General features: G+C 67.3%; 16 protein-coding genes. 8 read left to right on the forward strand and 8 right to left on the reverse strand.

From position 1 onward, the window contains the following. Positions 1–94: 94 nt before the first annotated feature. Together gnd and pgi are read right to left on the reverse strand one after the other, a co-directional pair. Positions 95–1,537 carry an NADP-dependent phosphogluconate dehydrogenase gene (gene gnd / locus NA3_RS37260; RefSeq protein WP_062967881.1) on the reverse strand — a complete coding sequence of 481 codons (1,443 nt, stop codon included), beginning with the start codon at positions 1,535–1,537 and terminating at the stop codon, positions 95–97. 3 nt (positions 1,538–1,540) lie between these two features. Further along, a complete protein-coding gene (gene pgi, locus NA3_RS37265) occupies positions 1,541–3,181 on the reverse strand; it encodes a glucose-6-phosphate isomerase (RefSeq protein ID WP_128145769.1) in 1,641 nt (546 codons plus the stop codon). A gap of 189 nt (positions 3,182–3,370) precedes the next feature. Here pgi and NA3_RS31415 point away from each other — a divergent pair, with 189 nt between their 5' ends. After that, a complete protein-coding gene (locus tag NA3_RS31415) occupies positions 3,371–4,144 on the forward strand; it encodes a DeoR/GlpR family DNA-binding transcription regulator (RefSeq protein WP_062967883.1) in 774 nt (257 codons plus the stop codon). A 30-nt stretch (positions 4,145–4,174) separates the two neighbouring features. On the opposite strand, the gene NA3_RS31420 is transcribed toward NA3_RS31415, so the two are convergent. Both NA3_RS31420 and NA3_RS31425 read right to left on the reverse strand, forming a co-directional pair. After that, complete coding sequence (locus NA3_RS31420; RefSeq protein ID WP_062967885.1) at positions 4,175–4,543, reverse strand: hypothetical protein; 369 nt, start codon at positions 4,541–4,543, stop codon at positions 4,175–4,177. A gap of 252 nt (positions 4,544–4,795) precedes the next feature. Next, positions 4,796–5,740 carry a helix-turn-helix transcriptional regulator gene (locus tag NA3_RS31425; RefSeq protein ID WP_062967888.1) on the reverse strand — a complete coding sequence of 315 codons (945 nt, stop codon included), beginning with the start codon at positions 5,738–5,740 and terminating at the stop codon, positions 4,796–4,798. 126 nt (positions 5,741–5,866) lie between these two features. Here NA3_RS31425 and NA3_RS31430 point away from each other — a divergent pair, with 126 nt between their 5' ends. Beyond that, on the forward strand, positions 5,867–7,306 hold the full coding sequence (locus NA3_RS31430) for an amidase (RefSeq protein WP_062967890.1): 1,440 nt from the start codon (positions 5,867–5,869) through the stop codon (positions 7,304–7,306). A 188-nt stretch (positions 7,307–7,494) separates the two neighbouring features. Here NA3_RS31430 and NA3_RS31435 read toward each other — a convergent pair whose 3' ends face one another. Continuing rightward, a complete protein-coding gene (locus NA3_RS31435) occupies positions 7,495–8,793 on the reverse strand; it encodes an alpha/beta hydrolase (protein ID WP_062967892.1) in 1,299 nt (432 codons plus the stop codon). A 76-nt stretch (positions 8,794–8,869) separates the two neighbouring features. Here NA3_RS31435 and NA3_RS31440 point away from each other — a divergent pair, with 76 nt between their 5' ends. Beyond that, positions 8,870–9,412, forward strand: coding sequence for a helix-turn-helix domain-containing protein (locus NA3_RS31440; RefSeq protein ID WP_062967895.1), 543 nt, complete (start codon positions 8,870–8,872; stop codon positions 9,410–9,412). A 25-nt stretch (positions 9,413–9,437) separates the two neighbouring features. Here the strand turns inward: NA3_RS31440 and NA3_RS31445 are convergent, their stop codons facing one another. Next, positions 9,438–10,373, reverse strand: a complete 936-nt coding sequence (locus tag NA3_RS31445) for an AraC family transcriptional regulator (RefSeq protein ID WP_062967897.1) — start codon at positions 10,371–10,373, stop codon at positions 9,438–9,440. 127 nt (positions 10,374–10,500) lie between these two features. Between NA3_RS31445 and NA3_RS31450 the strand changes: the two genes are divergently transcribed. From NA3_RS31450 to NA3_RS31470, 5 genes are all read left to right on the forward strand, one after another. Further along, positions 10,501–11,193 (forward strand): NAD(P)H oxidoreductase, encoded by a 693-nt coding sequence (locus NA3_RS31450; protein WP_128145346.1) that lies wholly within the window; start codon positions 10,501–10,503, stop codon positions 11,191–11,193. Positions 11,194–11,423: 230 nt separating this feature from the next. Beyond that, the gene (locus NA3_RS31455; protein ID WP_062967899.1) at positions 11,424–13,661 is read left to right on the forward strand and encodes an MMPL family transporter; all 2,238 of its coding nucleotides are present in this window, start codon (positions 11,424–11,426) and stop codon (positions 13,659–13,661) included. A 26-nt stretch (positions 13,662–13,687) separates the two neighbouring features. Then, positions 13,688–14,305 carry a TetR/AcrR family transcriptional regulator gene (locus NA3_RS31460; RefSeq protein WP_062967902.1) on the forward strand — a complete coding sequence of 206 codons (618 nt, stop codon included), beginning with the start codon at positions 13,688–13,690 and terminating at the stop codon, positions 14,303–14,305. 178 nt (positions 14,306–14,483) lie between these two features. Next, entirely contained in the window at positions 14,484–14,873 is a 390-nt protein-coding gene (locus tag NA3_RS31465; protein ID WP_062968014.1) for a PPOX class F420-dependent oxidoreductase, read from the forward strand. A gap of 78 nt (positions 14,874–14,951) precedes the next feature. After that, entirely contained in the window at positions 14,952–15,728 is a 777-nt protein-coding gene (locus tag NA3_RS31470; protein ID WP_062967904.1) for an enoyl-CoA hydratase, read from the forward strand. Positions 15,729–15,868: 140 nt separating this feature from the next. On the opposite strand, the gene NA3_RS31475 is transcribed toward NA3_RS31470, so the two are convergent. Together NA3_RS31475 and NA3_RS31480 are read right to left on the reverse strand one after the other, a co-directional pair. Continuing rightward, a complete protein-coding gene (locus tag NA3_RS31475; protein ID WP_062967906.1) occupies positions 15,869–16,405 on the reverse strand; it encodes a glutathione peroxidase in 537 nt (178 codons plus the stop codon). A 76-nt stretch (positions 16,406–16,481) separates the two neighbouring features. Further along, positions 16,482–18,299, reverse strand: coding sequence for an acyl-CoA dehydrogenase (locus tag NA3_RS31480; protein WP_062967908.1), 1,818 nt, complete (start codon positions 18,297–18,299; stop codon positions 16,482–16,484). Positions 18,300–18,556 lie beyond the last annotated feature (257 nt).

Here is an 18,556-nt window from a genome sequence, read left to right on the forward strand (position 1 = left end):
CCACTGTGGGCGAACACCTTTCAGTTGAGGTTGATGCAGGCAGCGCGCGTTCGCCGCATGGTCTCACGCGGCGACGTTCGGCACGCGCCCTGAATTACGCGGAGATTTCCCTGCGGTCCCCGCTCCACAGGGTGTGGTACTTGCCGTCGGCGTCGACACGCTCGTAGGTGTGGGCGCCGAAGAAGTCCCGCTGCGCCTGCGTCAGAGCCGCCGGCAGGCGCTCGGCGCGCAGGGCGTCGTAGTAGGACAGCGAGGACGCGAAGGCCGGCACCGGGATCCCCAGCTGGACCGCGGTGGAGACGACGCGACGCCAGCTGTCCACGGCCTGCTCGATCGCCTCGCGGAAGTAGGGGGCCAGGATCAGGCTGGGCAGCTCCGGATTCTCCTCGTAGGCGTCCTTGATGCGGTTGAGGAAGCGGGCCCGGATGATGCAGCCCCCGCGCCAGATGGTGGCCAGGTCACCGGGGCGCAGGTTCCAGTCGTATTCGGCGCTGCCGGCCGCGATCTGATCGAAGCCCTGCGCGTAGGCGACGATCTTGGACGCGTACAGAGCCCTGCGGATATCCTCGGTGAATTGTGCTGCGTCGGTGGGCTTTTCGGCGAGCGTTCCCGAGGCCAGGCCCTGTGCCGCCTTGCGTTGGTCACGGGATCCGGACAGGGCGCGGGCGAAGACGGCCTCGGCGATCCCGGTGACGGGGACGCCGAGATCGAGCGCGGACTTGACCGTCCATCGGCCGGTGCCCTTCTGCTCGGCGGCATCCACGATGACATCGACGAGCGGCTTGCCGGTGGTGGCGTCGACCTGCTGGAGCACCTGCGCGGTGATTTCGACCAGGTAGCTCTCGAGGTCACCGGAGTTCCATTCGGTGAACACCCCGGCGACGCGGGCCGCGTCGAAACCGAGGGCATCGCGCAGCAGGTGGTAGGCCTCGCCGATGAGCTGCATATCGGCGTACTCGATGCCGTTGTGCACCATCTTCACGAAGTGACCGGAGCCGTCGGGGCCGATGTGAGTGCAGCACGGAACGCCGTCGACCTTCGCCGAAATCGACTCCAGCAACGGGCCCAGCGACTCGTAGGACTCCGTCGGCCCGCCCGGCATGATCGCCGGACCGTTCAGCGCGCCCTCCTCACCACCGGAGATGCCCGCCCCCACGAAGTTCAGTCCCCGCGCCTTCATCGCCGCCTCGCGGCGGATGGTGTCGGTGTAGAGGGCGTTGCCACCGTCGATGATGATGTCGCCGGGCTCCATGACGGCGGCCAGTTCCTCGATCACCGCGTCGGTGGCCTCGCCCGCCTTGACCATGATCAGCACCCGCCGGGGCTTCTCCAACGCGCCGACGAATTCCTCGATGGTCTCGGTGCGGACGAACTCACCCTCGTCCCCGTGAGCGTCGAGCAGCGCATCGGTCTTGGCGACGCTGCGGTTGTGCAGGGCCACGGTGTAGCCGTGCCGGGCGAAGTTGCGGGCGATGTTGCTGCCCATCACGGCAAGGCCGGTCACACCGATCTGAGCGATTGCAGAGGAGGAAGTCATATTTCAGATCATTTCATCAGTAGTAGCGGTGGCAGTGTCGGCCCCACCCGCGTGACGGACGCGTCGGTAGCGCATCATCAGCGCGTTCGTGGAGCTGTCCCAGCCGGGCGCACGCTCGGATTCGAGATCGTCATGGATACCGGTCGCGAGCTTCTTGCCGAGTTCGACACCCCACTGGTCGAACGAGTTCACTCCCCAGATCCAGCCCTGCACGAACACCTTGTGCTCGTACAACGCGATCAACTGCCCCAGCGTATAGGGACTCAGACGCGGCAGCAGGATCGTGTTGCTCGGCCGACCGCCCGGGAACCAACGATGCGGCGGCCGCTCACCCGAGCTCTCGAGATCCCCGAACGCCAGCGCCCGGGTCTGGGCGAACAGATTCGCCATCAGCAGGTCGTGATGGTCCCGATGGGTATGGGCGGGCTCGAGCACACCGATGAAGTCGCTCGGCACCACAGTCGTTCCCTGATGCAGCATCTGAAAGAACGCGTGCTGCCCGTTGGTGCCCGGCGCGCCCCACAGAACCGGCGCGGTATCGACACCGGCCGGACGTCCGTGCCGGTCGACGGATTTGCCGTTGCTCTCCATGTCGAGCTGCTGCAGATATGCCGGCAGCAACGCCAGCCGCTGATCGTAGGGCAGCACCGCGAAAGCCTGTGCGCCGCAGAAGTTTCGGTGCCAGATACCCAACAGGCCCAGCAGCACCGGCAGGTTCTCCTCGAACGGGGCCGTGCGGAAGTGCTGATCTACGCTGTGGGCTCCGGCCAGGAGTTCCCGGAATTGTCCGGGGCCGATGGCGATCATGAGCGACAGACCGATCGCCGACGGCAGCGAATACCGCCCGCCGACCCAGTCCCAGAACTCGAACATATTGGCCGGATCGATCCCGAAGGCAGCCACCTCGTCGGCATTGGTCGACACCGCGACGAAGTGCTTTCCCACCGCTTCGGCGCCGAGGCGATCCACCAGCCACCGGCGGGCGGTGCGGGCGTTGGTCAACGTCTCGATCGTGGTGAACGTCTTCGACGAGACGACGAACAAGGTCGTCTCGGCGTCCAGCTCATCCAGGACCCGGTCGATGTCGTGACCGTCGACGTTCGACACGAACCGCGCCTCGAGCCCGGGCTGCGCGAATTCGCGCAACGCGTGGCAGGCCATCGCGGGCCCCAGATCGGAACCGCCGATACCGATGTTGACCACCGTGCGCACACGGCGACCGGTCGCGCCACACCACCGCCCCGACCGGATCGCCTCGGCGAGATCACTCATCCGATCCAGCACCTCGTGCACCGGACCGACGACATCGGCACCGTCCAGCAGAACGGATTCCGCTGCGGGCGTTCGCAACACGGTGTGCAGTACCGCCCGATCCTCGGTCGTGTTGATCCGCGCGCCACCGAACATCGCCTCGATGCCCGCCGCCAGGCCACGATCGCGAGCCAGACGCATCAGCAGGCCCATGGTGCGGTCGGTGACCAGGTTCTTCGAATAGTCGAGCACCACGCCGTCGTGTTCGGCGGACAACTCGGTTCCGCGCCGGGGATCGCGATCGAACAGCTCCCTCATCGAGGTCGCGGCCAACTCCGCACGGTGAGTTGCCAATTCGTGCCACACCGGCAAGGCGGACGGGCTCGCCGGCATCTCCTCGTCGGTCGAGCGCTTCAGTGTGAGGTTCATCGATCCCTCGAACTCGGTTCGCGCGAAATCGCGCATTTGATGCTCGGAATCATGCACATGCATGCGCGAACAAGTCAACACCATGCTTGACTACGATGCAGAAACCGCACGACACTTCGCCGATGCACCGACCAGAAGTTCCGGGAGGCACCGTTGCTCGCGAGCACCCGACGGCGCGAAATCATGCACCGGCTGGTCACCGACGGCTATGTCGAGGCCAAGACGCTCGCCGACGAGCTCGGCGTCGACGCGTCGACGATCCGCCGTGACCTCGACGCGCTCGAACGAGCCGGCCAGGCACAGCGCACCCACGGCGGCGCACGCCCGGCTCCCGGAGCCACCGCGAAGCTGCCCTACGCCATGAAAGAAGGCGAGCACCTCGATCAGAAGGCCGCGATCGGCATCGCGGCCGCCGCACGCGTGCGCGACGGCCAGACCGTCATCCTCGACAGCGGTTCCACGACCTACGAGATCGCGCGAGCCCTGCGGAACCACACGGATCTGACGGTGATCACCAACGATCTGCGCATCGCCAAATACATGGCCGAAACGCCGGGCGTGCGCCTGCTGGTCACCGGAGGCGAGCTGCTGGGTTCGGTTTTCACCCTCGTCGGCGAGCGCGCGATAGCCTTCCTGTCCGACTACACCGCCGACTGGGCCTTCCTCGGCGCCGACGCGGTCGATCTCGAGGCCGGCATCACCAACATGAACACCCTCGAAGTGCCCCTCAAGCGCGCCATGATCGCCGCCGCCGCACACGCCCTCGTCGTCGCCGACAGCTCGAAATTCGGCAGGCGGGCGCTCGCCAAAGTCGCCGGATTCGACGAAATCAGCGGAGCCATCACCGATTCCGGCCTGGACCCCGACCTCTCCCGCCGGTTCGGCGAGCTGGTCATCCGCGCCGAAGCCGCCCCGTCGCTTCCCTGATTCGCGAGCGGCAACCCGCTCGTACCCGAGTCACAGACGTGCGAGCTGATTCCGGAAGCTCTCCCGGAGAGCGGTTTCCGTGAACTGCGAACGGTCGCTGGGCTCTCGGGCCACCCGGCTCTCCCAGTGGAGACGAGCGTCGTTCTTGGAGATCCTCTTCGCGCCGTGACCGGGAAGGGCCCGGTATGCGCCGGGTTGCGGGATGGGGCGGTGCATGAACGCCCAGCCGCCGGTCCAATCGATGCGGACCTGCAGGCGCGCGCCGGGATAGAAGTCGAGCAGCCATCCCCGTCCGGTCAGCAGTGAACGCTCGAGGGACGGGACCTGCCGCGCGCGGCAGGTCGCCGCAATTTCGGGCGCGAGGCGATCGAGGGCACCGATCACGTCGTGCCATGCCACAGGCGCATCCGTCACCGACGCAGACGCGTTCGATTGCGGCTCTACCCTCGGTGTCTGCCGGCGAAGCCGCGGTCCGATCTCCACGGATGAACAGGCTCGCACGACTACCACATTCCTGCAACTGCGGCCTGCCCAGCGGTGAATCGAAAACATCTGCGCCCGAACAGATTCAGATTCGGTCGTCACTTCGGCCGTGACAGCGCCCACCTTCGCACATGCAAGCCGAGGTGAGATCGCCACGCGGACATCGAATCACGCCGAACGGCACAGTCCGAGGCGCGTCGCGTAGACGGCCGCGGCGGTCCGGTTGGCCGATCCGGTGCGGCGCAGGATCGCCTCCACGTGGGTGGCGACCGTCGACGCGCCGATCCGCAAGGTGCGGGCGATCTCGGTGTTGGCGGCACCGTGCGAAAGCAGTTCCAGGACCTCGAGTTCTCGCAGTGTCAGTCCCGCGGGCGGCGGCACGGGGCGGTGCCGCACGAGGGTGCCACCGCGCACCTCGTCCACGCGGACCTCGTACACCTGCCCGCCGTGGATCACCGTCACCGGCGCTGCAGGCCGGGCGCGACCGATCAGGGCGGCCAGGTCCGTGCGGGCGCCCGCGGTCAACGGGCGCGGTGTGCCGTCGTGATCGATGAGCAGGGCCTGCTCCCCCGCGCCGATCGCGATGGCGCCGCCGGCGGCCGGGCGCAGCGGGTCGATAGCGGCGGCGAGTGCGTCGGAGACCAGGGTCACCAGCGGCAGGGTGTGCTCGTCGAGCGGGGTGTAGGTGCTCAGGTTCAGCAAGCCGAGGTAGCGGCCGTGCGGCGAGTAGAGGCAGTGGCTGAGCCCGTCGCGGAAGCCGTTGCGCCGGATGATGTCGAAGACGACACCGCGCCGTCGCCGCCGGTCCACGTCGTGCAGCAGTACCGGGAGCCTGGTCTCGCGGAGTTCGTCGTACAGCTCCATATCCGGCATGGCGTCGTTGATCAGATCCAGCGTCGGGGTGCTGTAGCCGAAGTTGGTGTAGGTGGTGTGCTCGCCGGTCACCGGGTCCGGGATCGACAGCGCGGCATGGTCGTAGGCCACCACCCGGCGCAGCGCGAACAGCAGACGGGCGGCCTGCTGTTTGAGCGGTTCGCCGCCGGGTGATCCGGCCGCCGCGTCCCGGAGTTCGAGCGCGGCGGCGAGACGTGCACGTACCGCCGACTCGCTCATGCGGTCATGGTAGGTGCGCGGCTAGCGACTTATCCGCGATTCCGCCTCCGCAATTCTGCCGATACGCGCCGTGATGTTCGCTCCTACCCTTCGCCCATCTGCCCGCGAAGCACGAGGAGAAATCACATGGATGTCGCCGAATACGCCGCCCACGACGCCACCGGTCTGGCGGAGCTGATCCGCGACGGTCAGGTCAGCGCGGCCGAGGTGTGGACGGCCGCCGCGACCGCCCTGGACGCGGTCGAGCCCGAACTGGCCGCCGTGGCGGGCGAGCGCTTCGACAAGCCGCTCGACTACGACGAGTCCGGTCCGTTCGCCGGTGTGCCGTTCGCGCTCAAGGACCTCATCGCGCACGCGGGCGGCGTGCCGAGCCGCAGCGGCAGCAGGCTGTTCGGTGCGGGGGTGGCCTACCCGGAGGACACCCATCTGGTGGCGCGGTTCCGCCGCGCGGGCCTGGCGATCGGCGCGATCACCCGCAGCCCGGAGTTCGGGTTCAACGCGACCACCGAAGCCCTCGCCTACGGCGCACCGAGCCGCAACCCCTGGGCCACCGACCGCAGCCCCGGCGGTTCCAGCGGCGCCTCGGCGGCGCTGGTCGCCAGCGGCGCGCTGCCGATGGCGCACGCCAACGACGGCGGCGGCTCGATCCGCATCCCCGCCGCCGCATGCGGTGCGGTCGGCCTCAAGCCGAGCCGTGGGCGGACCACACCCGGCCCGGACTTCGCCGATCCGCTGCTGGGACTCGGTATCGAATTCGCCGTCACCCGCACCGTGCGCGACTGCGCGCGACTGCTCGACGCGGTGCACGGCGCCGAGCCCGGCGACCGCTACCTGCTGCCCGGTCCGGTGCGCAGCTACGCCGAGCACGCCGCCGCCGGATCCCGGCCGCTGCGGATCGCTCTCTCCGCCACCCCGATGGATGCCGCCCGCGTCGTCGACCCGGAGTGCGTGGCCGCGGTGAACCAGGTGGCCGAGCGGTTGGCGGAGATGGGGCACATCGTCGAGGAAGCCGCGCCCGAGCTCGATGTGGCGGCCTTCGACAAGGCCAACCTCGACGCGTGGTGCAGTTTCCTCGCCGACGCCGTGCTGGGGGCCTCGGCGCAGCTGGGCGTGGAGCCCGGCCGGGAGTACCTGGAGGCGACCACACTGGCGTGCGTCGAATACGGAAAGACGCTGTCCGCCTTCGACATCTACGCCGCCGACCGGGTGTTCAACCAGACGACCCGCGCGGTCGCGGGCTTCCTCACCCGCTACGACGTGCTGCTGACGCCCACGACCAGCGCGCCGCCGATCCCGCTGGGCCACCTCGACGCCGACGACGCCTCGCTGAGCGCCCGCGAGTGGTACGACCGGATCTTCGACTACGGCAGCTTCACCGCGCTGTTCAACGTCACCGGCATGCCCGCCATCTCCCTGCCGCTGGCCGAATCCGCCGCCGAGCTGCCGATCGGCATCCAGTTCGCCGGACGCCATGGCGACGAGGCCACGCTGCTGGCGCTGGCCGGGGATCTCGAGCGCGCCATGCCGTGGGCGGGCCGCCGTCCGGCCGTGCACGCGGGGCGGTAGCGACCACCGTGCGGGTCCGCGAGAGGTGCCGGACCCGCACGCCGGACCGATGGAGGCTTGTCGACATGATCGCGCGCGGCGCGGGGCCGTGTTTCGAGGCCGGGTCGGCTGCGGCAACGTGTGTGTTCTCGGCGGCCGGCCCGCTAACGACACCGCCTGGGACCGGGCCGCAAGAGTCGCCGGATGGGTCAGCCACGGTTCAGGAGTCCGGACAGCAGGCCGCGCTTGTGTTCCGGCGCGATCCATTGCGCGATGGCAGCGACGGCCGCCGCGTCGACATGGTTCGGCCGCTCGACATCCGACGGCACCGACCGTCCGGTACCCGGAAAGAACATGTGGTCGTCGGCGTCGAGGACCCGGATAGTGACATCGGCGCGACCCGCCAGGCCCTGCTCCCACTTGGGCAGATCGTCGGCGACGGTCACCTGATAGTCGCGCCCGCCCTGCAGGATCAAGATCGGCTTGTTCAGCGCCGCGGCCGTCGCGACCTGGTCGTAGGCGCGCATATCCAGCCAGTACGACGCCGGCATTCCGAACAACAACGCGGCCGCGGGTGTCTCCGGCGAGAGCGCGGGGCTCTCGGTCATCGCCACCGCTCGAGACACCGCCGCCACCTGCGCACTGGAGTCCCGCCGCGGGTCCAGACCGGCGACGTAGTCGGTAACGCGAAGTGCGGCACGCGTCATCGGAACGGTGTCGCCGGCGAGGATGACGACTCCCGCGACGCCCGGCTCGGCCGCCGCGATCCGCGGAGCGGCCTTGCCGCCGCCGCTGTGCCCGGCGACATACACCCGCTCCGGGTCGATCTCCGGCTCCTGCCGCAACAACCGCACCGCGGCCGTCGCCGAAGGCAGGTACTCCTCGACCATGGTGAAGCCGTGTTCGTGATTCACCTCGGGATGCACGTGGTTGACCTTGTCGAATCGCAAGACCGCGATTCCCCGGCTCGCCAATCCCCACGCGAGATCTTTGAACGGCTTGTTCGGCCCGGTCGTGACATCCCGATCCATCGCACCGGAGGACACGAGCACCACCGCCGGTTTCCTCCCGCGCCCCTTCGGCATGGTCAGGGTCCCTGGCAGGGTGTACGCCCCGGCCTCCAGGCTCACCTCGCGTTCGGTGAAGCGGCGCGGGGAGGCATAACGCGGCGGTGTCCACGCCGATTCCTCCGCCGGCGCGAGCCGGAAGCCCTGCAGTAGACCACTCGAGTCGACGACCATTCGAACCACCAGTCCGCCGGCGCTGCCGGTGACCGGCACCTTGGCCCGCACCATTCCCTCGTCGGCCGGCTCGAGAACGGTCTGCCCGACCGCCCGGACCCCGCCGATCTTGGCAGTCTCCGCGGTCCACGCGACGCGAACGGTATCGGCGGATACCGCCGCCGCCAACGCGGAACCGAACAGTGACGCGAGCTCGTCGAATCGGTCTTCTCGCAACAACTCCAGCACAGCCGTCGCAACTTGGGTCGGATCGGTCACTGTCGCCATCGCCCTCTACCGTTCTCTAATTTTGCGATTGTTATCGTTTGGTGAGAACGGTAGCAGCCTGTGCGATCATTGACCAGTGGAAACTCTCGAGGTCCTGGCCCACCCCGCCCGAATCCGGATCATCCACGCACTGCGTGGCGACCGCACGCTGACCACCACCGACCTCTGCCGCGTGCTGCCCGACCTGTCGAAAGCGTCGGTGTACCGGCACGTCGACGCTCTCGTCGGCGCCGGAGTCCTCGAGGTCGCCGACGAACGGCGGGTCCGCGGCGCGGTCGAGCGCCACTACCGCCTGCGCCCCGAACGCGCCGTCATCGACGGTGACACCGCCGCAGCCGCGACCATCGACGATCACCGCCGCGTCTTCGCCACCGCCATGACCGTCTTGATCGCCGAATTCAACGCCTACTTGTCCCGCGACGACGCCGATCCGGCACACGACCCCGTCGGCTACCGCCAACACGCCCTCTGGCTCGATCCCGCCGAACTCGAGACCCTCATCGGCGACCTGCGCGAGGCTTTGCTCCCCCACATGGCCAACGAGCCCACCCCGGAACGCTCCCGCTACCTGATCAGCCCCATCCTCTTCCCCGCGGCAGAAGGCCCTTCCGAATGGTGAAGACCAGGTAACCCGGGGAACCGGCTCACGCTCCGATATCGGCGGTGGCGCGGAAATCGCTGGGGCGGATGCCGCGATGGCGCTTGAACGCCGCGCTGAAACCGAAAGCGTCCGCATAGCCGACGGCCTTCGCTACCTGCGCCACGGTGAGACTTCGGTCGGCCAGTAGTTCGTCCGCCTCATCCATGCGGCATTCGGTGAGATACGCCATCGGCGACTGGCCCATGACCTCGGAAAACCGTCGCGCGAACAGCGCCCGCGAGACCCCGGCCTCGGCAGCCAGAGTCGCGACCGTCCAACCGGCGGCCGGCTTTCCGTGCATGGCCTCCAACGCTGGGCCCACGACCGGATCGGCCGGCCCGCGATACCACCCCGGCGCGGCCGCGTCCAGCCCGTCGAACCAGTCACGCAGTGTGCACACCAGGGCCCAGTCGAGTAGCCGGTCCATCATCGCTTGCGCTCCGGCCGGACGCCGGGCCGCGTCCGCGGCCATCGACTCCATCCACGCGCACACCTCCACGTCATCGTTGACGACCAGGACCGGGGGCACCGCTCGCAGCAGCCGTTCGTGGCGACGGCCGGACGCCCGGTAGGCGCCGACGATCAGAGCGGTCTCGTCGGCGGGGTCCGCGTCCCAGCGAACGCCGTCCAGTTCGGGATCGCATTTCGCGTCCGGCGCGAAGCAGGCGACCTCGTATTCCTCGTGCGGCAGGGCGGCGTTATCACCAGTGTCGACGAGGACGAACGTTTCCGGGCCGCGCACGACGGCGGTGTCCCCCACCGTGATTCGACGTTCGGGACCGTCCGGCAGCAGCAGTGTGCCCCCACCCCGCAGCACGGTGACCATCGTCAACGGCGCCTGGTCGGCGAACCGGATGCGCCACGGCGCTTCCAGCACCGCGGTGGTGAGCACGGCTCCCTCGGCACGAATACCGCCCAGCAGTTTGCTCAGTGGGTCCACCCGATCGAGCGTAGACGAACTCCTATCGAATATGGACTTCTACCCATAGATCGTCCATGGGCCTGGGTGTGGAATTGATCCCGGAACGCACAACCGAGCGTCGAACACCCCACATTCAGGAGACCCCGTGCAGCACGACCCGACCGTGGACACCGAGACCGCCCGCACCGCACTGGTCGTCGTCGCCCACCCCCGGCCCGAGTCGCTGACCGCCCATATCGCCGACCTGGCGACCCGACGGCTCACCGCCGCCGGTTACCGAATCGACCTGCTGGACCTGCACGCCGAGAACTTCGATCCCCGGATGACCCCCGCCGACCTCCCGGAGTGGGGCAACCGCGAGAAGCCCTACTCACCCGAAGTCGAGGACCATATGCGACGCATCCTCGCCGCCGATGTGATCGTCGCGGTGTTCCCGGTGTACTGGATGCAGGTTCCGGCGATTCTCAAGGGCTGGATCGATCGGGTATGGAACTACGGATTCGCTTACGGTCGAAGCACACCGCGACTCGCAGGCAAGCGGATGCTGTGGCTGGGCCTGGCGGGCGTAGCAGACGACGACGCGGTCGTCGAACCCATGCAGGAGGCGCTCAGCACGCAACTCGACGACGGTATCGCCTACTACTGCGGCCTCACCCAGTCGTCGGTGGGGCTGTTGCCGGGCGCGGAGGAAAAGCGACAGCGCCTGGATGCCGCGGGAAATCTGCTGCTCGACGATGCGCTCACCGGTGCGGTTCGCGAGGCCCACTATGCCGGTTTCGAAGACCGGGCGCTGAGGTTCGTCGACGATTTCCTCGCCGCCGACCAGGTCCCGGCCTGACCACCGAAGGCGACCCGAGGCCCGGCCTTCTCCGGTTTCGGAGACGGTCGATGCGGCAGGCGACCGCACACGTCATGACCGACGTCACTCCGAGCGGTGGACCGCGATCCTCGTTACATCCCTGGTCCGATGCTTTTCGCCCGCGATACCGTGTTATCGAATAACAACTGTTAGTCACTAACAGTTTCGATGACCTCCTTCGATGAGACGAATACGGATTGGAGTGTGTGATGGCGGCGTGGTTGTACCGGCTCGGCCGGTTCTCGTTTCGTCACAAGTGGTGGGTGATCGCCACCTGGGTGATCGCCGCGGTGACGGTGGCCGGGCTGGTGGGGGCGCTGAATCCGAAGTTCGCGAAGGATTTCGATCTGCCCGGCACGGATTCGGGCACGGCGACCAACCAGGTGGAGAAGTACTTCCCCCAGGTCATGGAGCAGCAGAAGCATGCATCGACCAGCATCCTGGTCGCCGCCGACGACGGGATCGCCAACCACACGGCCCAGATCGATGCGCTGGTGGCCGATTTGAAGACGCTCCCGAAGGTGTCGGATCCGCAGACGGTGGTCGATCCGGTGCTCGCGGCCCAGGTCGATCCGGCGATCGCCGCATCGGTGCTGGGCGACAACGGCAAGGTCGGATTGATCCAGGTGCGCCAGAACATCGAGATCATGGACCTGAAGGCGGATCAGAAACACCAGCTGCAGGACATCCTGGCCAAGCACAACGGGCACGGATTGCAGGTGGAGGCGACCGGCTCGCTGATGCAGGTCATGGAGACCGGCGGCAAGGCCGAAATGATCGGCTTCGCCATCGCTTTCGTGGTGATGATCGTCGCCTTCGGCGCGCTGGTAGCCGCCTTCATCCCGCTCGTGACCGGGTTGGTCGGAGTGTTGATCACGATCCTGCTCGTCACCCTGAGCGCGAAATTCCTGAGCGTCAACGAGACCGCGACCGGCATCGTGACCATGCTCGGCATCGCCGTCTCGATCGACTACGCACTGTTCATCGTCTCTCGCTACCGCAGTGAGGTGAAACGCGGCGGCACACGCGCGGAGGCCGCCGGACGCGCGGTCGGCACCGCGGGTTCGGCGGTGGTGTTCGCCGGACTGACCGTGATCATCGCCGTGGTGGCGTTGATGGTGATCGGGATCCCGCTGATCACCCAGATGGGCGCCGGCGCGGCCGTGGCGGTCGCGATCGCGGTCCTCGCCGCGCTGACGCTGATTCCGGCGCTGCTCGGCGCGGTCGGACGGTTCGCGTTCGCCCCGCGCATCCCGTGGATCAGGCACGCCGAGCAGTCCGAGACCGCCGACACCAACGGCGTGCGGTTCGGCCGGACGGTGGTGCGCCGGCCGCTGCCGTTCATCGTCGCCGGACTGGCCGTGCTGGTGCTCGCCGCGCTGCCGATGAGCAAACTCGAACTCGGCCTGTCGATGTCGAGCCCGGACGAAGCACGCGCGATGACGTTGCTGCAGCGCGGATTCGGCAAGGGCGTCAACGGCCCGCTGCTGGCCGTGGTTCACACCGACCACGGAGACGTGAGTGCAGCCGCCGAGGCCACCGTCACACACATCAAAACGCTCCCGGACGTAGCAAACGCCGACACGTTGACCTGGATGGGCAACGGCACCCAGCAACCGAATACCGGCGCGGACACCGCGTTGATCATGGTCACGCCCAACAGCGGCCCGGCCGAACAGGCTACCCATGACCTGATGGAACGGATCCGCGACTACGCACCCACCGCGGCTCACGGCGGTGCGGAACTACACGTCGGCGGGCAGACGGCGATCATGTCGGATCTGTCGGCCAAACTCGACAAGGCACTGCTCCCCTACCTGATCGTCGTGGTCGGCCTGGCGTTCCTGATCATGATCGCGGTGTTCCGGTCGATCTGGGTTCCGCTGATCGGCACCGTCGGATTCGTGTTCTCGGTACTGGCCACCTTCGGTGTCACCGTCGCGATCTTCCAGGAAGGCGCGCTCGGCCTGATCGACAACACCCAGCCGATCCTGTCGTTCCTGCCGATCTTCCTCATCGGCGTGGTATTCGGACTCGCGATGGACTACCAGGTATTCCTGGTGACCCGGATGCGCGAGGAATACATCCACGGCATGAGCGCCACCGACGCCATCATCGCCGGCTACCGGCACGGGGCCCGCGTGGTGACCTCGGCCGCGGTCATCATGATCAGCGTCTTCGCGGCATTCATGCTCGCCCCCGACACCACCTCGAAGATGCTCGGCTTCGCGCTGGCGATCGCAGTGTTCTTCGACGCCTTCATCATTCGCATGATCGTCGTGCCGGCGGTGATCGCACTGCTCGGCGACCGTGCCTGGGGCCTGCCGCGATGGCTCGATAGGCTCGTGCCCAACTTCGACATCGAAGGCGGCGCCGTGCGCAACCGGGGCATCGACGTCGAGGCGGAGGCCACCCCCGCTGCCGAAGCCGTCGGCGCGAGGAGCTGACGAAGGCATCGAACGAAGGAGCCGGAATGACGTCGACGACCGCCCCGGGTGAGAGCCCGGGGCGGCGGGTCGGTCTACGCGAAAAGCACAAGATCCGGACCCGCAACGCCATCCGCGAGGCCGCGATGCGACTGTTCGCCGAACAGGGCTACACACCCACCACCGTCGAACAGATCGCCAAGGAGGCCGACGTCTCCCACACCACCTTCTTCCGCTACTTCACCTCGAAAGAACAGGTCGTCATCAGCGACGACCTGGCCGCCGAACGCGAGGCCGCGATCGCCGCCCTCCCTCCTGGGCTCAGCCACTTCGATCTGCTGCGGGCGCTGCTGCGCGAACTGTTCCGGATCAGCAGTTCCGATCCGTGGGCCTCCGACCCCGCACGGCTGCGGCTGATCCGGGCAGAACCCGTGCTGTTGACCGCCTTTCAGGTCGAATCCGACCGCGCCCTCTTCGGCGGCGTCGCCTTCTTCGCCGACTATCTCGGACTCGAACCGGATAATCCGCGTCTGCGCGTCTTCGTCGCCGCATCCCGCGGCGTCCTGATGCACCTCGCCGACGACATCGCCGATCCGAAGGACCCACAGGCCTTGGCCACATTGCTCGACGCCGTCGACCTCCTCGAGCAGGGGCTGCCGCTGTAGCGGTCCAGGTCTCACGGTCCGCACACCGCCCGGCCGCGGTGCTTGCGATGCCGAACCAGCCGTTGACGAAGTGCGGAGAAGTCTCACGGAGCCACATCTAGGTCAATAGATCGGTCTATTAGGCTTGGTCGGTCCGAGACTCCGACCCGTCGGCTGGGAATACGACCCGAAGGAAATCATGAACACGATCCCCGATACCCATCGCGACCTCATCGACAGCCCGCACACCGCGACGCTGAGCACCGTCGGCGCCGAGGGCACCCCTCAGGTCACCGCGCTGTGGTACCTCGCGGAAGAGAATTCGATCGCCATCTCGGTGCCGGCCGATCGCCAGAAGTACAAGAACGTGGTCGCGCACCCGAAGGCAACCCTGTTCATCATCGACCCCGCAAACCCGTTCCGCACCCTGGAGATTCGCGCGACGACAACCACCGAGCCCGATCCCGGCCTGGCCGTGTTCGAACGGGTCGTGCGCCACTACGGCCACGATCCCGACACCTTTCCCGCCGCCGGCGGCGACCGTGTCGTCCTGCGGCTCGTCCCGACCCGCGTGGTGGCCCAAGGCTGAAGGGCTGCGGCAACCGGAAAGCCCGGCATAGTAGATCGCTCTATAGCCACCCGCGCTTCCGTCGCCTACTATCCGACTATGCTCCTCGTCGACAAAGCCGACTCCGTCCTGACGCTGACCCTCGATCGACCCGAAGCGCGAAACGCGTTGTCGCCGCAGTTGATCAGGGAGCTGCAAGCGCAGATCGCCGCGGCCGACTCCGATCCCGACGTCTCCGTGGTCATCCTGACCGGCGCCGACCCTGCCTTCTGCGCCGGAGTCGACTTGCGCGTGATCGGTGCCGAAGGTGGCTGGGACAACATGGGTGGGGGCGGCGGCGCGGGTGACGCTCCGGCCGGAGACCCGTGGACGCCGATCGGTAAGCCGATCATCGGTGCGATCAACGGCGCCACGGTGACCGGCGGCCTCGAGCTCGCCTTGGCCTGCGACATACTCGTCGCCTCGGACAGGGCCCGCTTCGCCGACACCCACGCACGTGTCGGCGTCATGCCACTGTGGGGGCTGACCGTCCGGCTGCCGGAAGCCGTCGGTTTCGGGTTCGCGCGCCGAATGAGTTTGTCCGGCAACTTCATCGATGCCCACACCGCGCTCGCGCACGGACTGGTCACCGAAGTCGTACCGCACGACGAGCTACTTCCGGCGGCGCGGCGGCTCGCCCTCGATATCGCGTCCAACAACCAGGCCGCGGTCGCCACGCTCCTCGGCTCCTACCGGCGCATCCAGAACCATGTGTCGGCGCCGCAGGCCGCGATCGAGGCCGCGACCGGAGCGGCCTGGCTGGCCGGCGACGCGGCCGCCGGTGTCGCCACGGACGCACAGGCAGTGATCGAGCGCGGGCGGGCACAACTGCGCTGATCGCGTCGGCCGGGCTGCCGCAGCACCGCCGAGGTGTTGCGGCAGCCGATCGGAAGCGGGTCAGCTCGACATTCGTTCACCCCGAGCATCCGGCACCCCGAGCATCGGGCATCAGCGCCACCGGATTCGGCGAACAGGTGTCAGTCCAGCAGATCGTCGATCTCGGCCTCGATCTGCTCGGGCGTCACCATCGACTCGAAGCGGCGAACAACCGTGCCGTCGCGGCCGACGAGGAATTTGGTGAAGTTCCACTTCACCTCATCGGCGCCGAGCGACTCCGGACGGGTGGCCTTGATGTGGTCGTACAAAGGACCCGCGGCGGGCCCGAAGCCACCCGGCGCCTCCGCACGCAAGTAGGTGAACAGTGGGTCCGCGTTCGGGCCGTTGACCTCGATCTTGCCGAAGACCGGAAAGGTGACACCGTAGTTCGCCGAACAGAATTCCTGAATCTCGGCGTCGGAACCGGGCTCTTGATCGCCGAATTGGTTGCACGGAAAACCGAGAATTTCCAGTCCTCGATCCCGGCCCTTCTGGTACAGCGCCTCGAGACCTTCGTACTGGGGCGTGAAACCGCATTTGCTGGCCACGTTGACAACGAGCACCACCCGGCCCGCGTAGGTGCCCAGGGAGCGACGTCCACCGTCGGCCGTAGTGACGGAAAATTCGTGAATTGTCATGGCGCCGAGCGTATTTCACGTCGAATGGTTCCGCAAGTGAACGCATTCCAAATCTGTACGACGACCGATATTTCCCTCACAATGCCGACTCGTCGAGATCCATGATGTGCGGATCCATTTCGGCGACGACCCTGCGTACCACACCGATTTCGGGAAGCACATTTCTGGCGAAAAACGACGCGGCAGCGATTTTTCCCTCGTAGAACGGCGTACTACCCCGGGCATCGATCGCGGCGAGCGCGATGTCGGCTTGGCGCAGCAGCAGCCAGCCGATCAGCACATCGCCGACGGCCAGAAGGAACCGCACCGAGACCAGCCCGATGCGGTAGAGCTGTGCCGGATCCCGCTGCGCGGCGGAAAGATAGCCGTTCAGAGTCGCGACCATCGCCTCGACGTCCTCGAGAGCGACACCCAGTAAAGTGCGCTCGACTGTCAAACGGTCGCCACCGTCTGCCAGGAATTTCGAGATCTGGCCTGTAATGTGCGCGAATGTCGCACCACCGTCACGGGCGATCTTCCGGAAGAAGAAATCCTGCGCCTGGATGGCTGTCGTGCCCTCGTATATCGAGTCGATCCTGGTATCGCGGATGTACTGCTCGACCGGATAGTCCTGCAAAAACCCGGATCCGCCGAATGTCTGCAGCGATTCGCTCAGGTATTGATACGCACGTTCGGATCCGACGCCTTTGACGACGGGCAACAGCAGATGGTTGATGCGAAAGGCCAATTCGGCGTCGGCGCCCGAGACGGCCCGGGCGGTTTCGGCGTCCTGATGCGCGGCGACGTACAGGTACAAGGCGCGCAGCCCCTCGGCGTAGGCCTTCTGCAGCATCAGGCTGCGCCGCACATCGGGGTGGTGAACGATCGTCACCCGAGGCGCGTCCTTGTCGGCCGTCTTCGTCATATCGGCGCCTTGGACACGGACCTTCGCATATGCGAGCGCATTGAGGTAGCCGGTCGACAACGTGGCAATCGCCTTGGTACCGACCATCATTCGCGCGTACTCGATGACCTTGAACATCTGCGTGATGCCGGCGTGCGAGTCGCCGACGAGCCAGCCGACGGCGGGAATGCCGTGGCCGCCGAAGGTCAGCTCACAGGTCGCCGAGGCCTTGAGTCCCATCTTGGTCTCCAGGCCGGTGACGAAGACGCCGTTGCGCGAGCCGAGTTCACCTGTGGCGGAGTCGAAATGGAATTTCGGCACCACGAACAGCGACAGCCCTTTCGTTCCGGGTCCAGCACCCCGCGGACGGGCCAGTACGAGATGCAGGATGTTCTCCGCGACGTTCGAGTCACCGCCGGTGATGAACCGCTTCACACCCTCGAGGTGCCAGCTGCCGTCGGCCTGCGGAATCGCCGTGGTCCGGGCGGCGCCGACGTCGGAGCCGGCATCGGCCTCGGTCAGCACCATGGTTCCGCTCCACTCGCGCTCGGCCGCGATCTCGGCCCACCGCTTCTGGGTGGGGTTACCGAGGTCGTGCAGGATCTCCGCGTTCTGCGGTCCGCTCGTGTAGACGAAGGCCGCGGGCTGGGCACCGAGGACGAGTTCCCAGATCGCCCATTTGACGACCGACGGCGCCGGTGTGCCGCCGACTTCCGCTTTCAGGCCGACCTTGTGCCAGCCGGCGTCTTGCCAGGCGCGCGTCGACCGAATGAACGAGGCGGGCAGCGACACCGCATGTGTGGCCGGGTCGTAGGCCGGCGGGTTGCGGTCCGCGTCGGCGAACGATTCCGCCACCGGGCCTTCGGCCAGTCGCGCCGCTTCTTCGAGCATCGCGCACACCGTGGGCGCGTCCAGGTCACCGAACGCTCCCGAGTCCAGAACCCGGTCGATACCCAGGACCTCGAACAGAGTGAACTCGAGATCGCGGACGTTGCTCTTGTAGTGGCCCACCTGCGGTGCCTCCGTGTGGTTGTGCCGATCGACAGTGAAATAGCTACGTGCCCAAAGGATTACGCGGGTCATCGGCAACAGCCCGCGCTCCCCCGGCGGCCTCGTGGAGCCCGACGTCCGGACGAATTCGCGGCCCGCATCCGGTCGCCGGTGCGGGCACTTGGTCCGGCGTCTCGGTGCTTCGGCTCCGGTTGTTGACGAAGGACCAGATGAACCCGGAGATGATCACGTTTCCTCGCATTCGGGATGGAGACCCC

It is taken from the genome of Nocardia africana NBRC 100379, assembly GCF_001612635.1.
GTDB classification, from domain to species: Bacteria; Actinomycetota; Actinomycetes; order Mycobacteriales; family Mycobacteriaceae; genus Nocardia; species Nocardia africana.

Excerpts from the sequence above, each read along its gene's own strand:
- NA3_RS31435 (WP_062967892.1), bottom strand. The coding sequence starts at position 8,793 with ATGGCGACAGTGACCGATCCGACCCAAGTTGCGACGGCTGTGCTGGAG.
- NA3_RS31430 (WP_062967890.1), top strand. The coding sequence starts at position 5,867 with ATGGATGTCGCCGAATACGCCGCCCACGACGCCACCGGTCTGGCGGAG.
- NA3_RS31460 (WP_062967902.1), top strand. The coding sequence starts at position 13,688 with ATGACGTCGACGACCGCCCCGGGTGAGAGCCCGGGGCGGCGGGTCGGT.
- NA3_RS31425 (WP_062967888.1), bottom strand. The coding sequence starts at position 5,740 with ATGAGCGAGTCGGCGGTACGTGCACGTCTCGCCGCCGCGCTCGAACTC.
- gnd (WP_062967881.1), bottom strand. The coding sequence starts at position 1,537 with ATGACTTCCTCCTCTGCAATCGCTCAGATCGGTGTGACCGGCCTTGCC.
- pgi (WP_128145769.1), bottom strand. The coding sequence starts at position 3,181 with ATGCCGGCGAGCCCGTCCGCCTTGCCGGTGTGGCACGAATTGGCAACT.
- NA3_RS31465 (WP_062968014.1), top strand. The coding sequence starts at position 14,484 with ATGAACACGATCCCCGATACCCATCGCGACCTCATCGACAGCCCGCAC.
- NA3_RS31455 (WP_062967899.1), top strand. The coding sequence starts at position 11,424 with ATGGCGGCGTGGTTGTACCGGCTCGGCCGGTTCTCGTTTCGTCACAAG.
- NA3_RS31470 (WP_062967904.1), top strand. The coding sequence starts at position 14,952 with ATGCTCCTCGTCGACAAAGCCGACTCCGTCCTGACGCTGACCCTCGAT.
- NA3_RS31475 (WP_062967906.1), bottom strand. The coding sequence starts at position 16,405 with ATGACAATTCACGAATTTTCCGTCACTACGGCCGACGGTGGACGTCGC.